Genomic DNA, 1,946 nt, shown 5'->3' on the forward strand with positions numbered 1-1,946 from the left:
CCCCCCCCCCCTCTCTTCCCCCGATCCCGCCTGCTCCGACAGCTTCTGTTGGCTCTTGGTCTGTTGTGTCAGGTTGTGGTGGCACAGGTTCTGGTGGCAACGGTTCTGGTGGCAACGGTTCTGGTGGCAACGGTTCTGGTGGCAACGGTTCTGGTGGCAATCGAGTTAAGGGCGATAGCAGTTTGCAAGATGGCAAAGGCTCCCAAGATGGCAATCGAGTTAAAGGGGATAGCAGTTCACAAGGTGGTAACGTAAAAGATAATGCGACAAAACAAGGTGATAAGTTACCTAATACTGCAGCACATTATCCTGCATCTATTTTAATAGGACTTTCAACATTCCTAATTGGTATGTTATTGTTTATTCGCCGTAAAAATGCAAAATAAAGACCAACATCCTTCCATCTAAAAAATACATGAAACCAATATAAAACTAAAAAGGGCTTTGGATTGCAGTTTATTATGCAACCCAAAGTCCTTTTGGCATCTATCAGAAAGCGTATTAATATGCTTTTCCCCAATAGACCATGTGCTTTGCTTCTTTACTACAGCAAATACATTCGTCAGCTAAATGTTCTTGCTCAAAAGGCATACAACGTGAAGATACTCCAACTTCTTCTTTTAATTTCTCTTCACAAGCTAGTTCTCCACACCACATCGCCTTAATAAACCCTTGCTTTTCATCAGCTGCTTTTTTCATCTCTTCGAAATTCGTCACACTATACGAATTCTCATCGCGAAATACTTTTGCTTTATTAAATAAAGAATGATGAATTTCCTCCAGTAATGATGGAATGCGTTCTTCTAATTGATCCATTGATATACATTCTTTTTCTTTCGTATCTCTTCTTACAAGTACAACTTGATTCTTTTCAATATCCTTTGGACCCACTTCTAATCGAATTGGAATTCCCTTCATTTCATACTCATTAAATTTCCAGCCCGGTGTTTTAGTGCTAGCATCTATTTTTACACGCGCAACCTTCTGAATACGTCCTTGTAACTCTGTTGCTTTTTCTAACACACCTTCTTTATGCTGAGCAATAGGTACAATAACAACTTGTACTGGAGCGACTTTTGGCGGCATTACAAGTCCGTTATTATCACTATGGACCATAATAAGTCCACCTATCATTCTCGTTGATACACCCCACGAAGTCTGGTGTACATATTGCCACTTACCGTTACGATCTAAAAACTTAATATCAAATGCTTCAGAGAAATTCGTTCCAAAGTTATGAGATGTTCCTGTTTGAAGTGCTTTTCCATCATGCATTAAACTTTCAATCGTATAAGTTGCCTTCGCTCCCGCAAACTTTTCTTTTTCTGTTTTTTGTCCTTTAATTACTGGTATCGCTAAGTATTCCTCACAGAAAGATGCATATAGATTTAAAATATTTAACGTTTCAGCTTGCGATTCTTCTGCCGTTTCATGAATCGTATGGCCTTCTTGCCATAAAAATTCAGTCGTACGAAGGAATGGTCTCGTTGTCTTTTCCCAACGAACTACTGAACACCACTGATTATATAACTTTGGCAAATCATTATATGATTGAACAATCTTTGAGAAATGCTCACAGAATAAAGTTTCCGATGTAGGACGTACACAAAGTCTTTCCGCTAACTTTTCATCTCCGCCATGCGTAACCCATGCTACTTCAGGAGCAAATCCTTCAACATGATCCTTCTCTTTTTGCAATAAACTCTCTGGGATAAACATTGGCATATACACATTCTCATGACCAGTTTCCTTTAACTTTTCATCCATCACTTTCTGCATATTCTCCCATAAGGCATAACCGTACGGACGCAGAATCATACACCCTTTTACACTTGAATAGTCAACAAGTTCAGCTTTTTTTACAATATCGGTATACCACTGCGCAAAGTCCTCTTCCATCTTCGTAATGGCTTGCACTTGTTCTTTTGCCATAGTCAGTCTTCCTC

The 1,946-nt window shown here is 39.5% G+C and carries 2 protein-coding genes; one reads left to right on the plus strand and one right to left on the minus strand.

Going from position 1 to position 1,946, the window contains the following annotated elements; all coding sequences use genetic code 11:
• The coding region (locus tag JDS92_RS29945) for an LPXTG cell wall anchor domain-containing protein (protein ID WP_199633030.1) at positions 1–386 on the plus strand (386 nt) is incomplete at its 5' end.
• A 115-nt stretch (positions 387–501) separates the two neighbouring features.
• On the opposite strand, the gene proS is transcribed toward JDS92_RS29945, so the two are convergent.
• A complete protein-coding gene (gene proS, locus JDS92_RS29950) occupies positions 502–1,932 on the minus strand; it encodes a proline--tRNA ligase (protein WP_001040989.1) in 1,431 nt (476 codons plus the stop codon).
• Positions 1,933–1,946 lie beyond the last annotated feature (14 nt).

This window comes from Bacillus cereus group sp. N12 (assembly GCF_016483575.1).
Lineage (GTDB): Bacteria > Bacillota > Bacilli > Bacillales > Bacillaceae_G > Bacillus_A > Bacillus_A toyonensis.

What these genes read in the sequence shown, in the direction of transcription:
- proS (WP_001040989.1), bottom strand. Translation starts at nt 1,932, where the DNA reads ATGGCAAAAGAACAAGTGCAAGCCATTACGAAGATGGAAGAGGACTTT.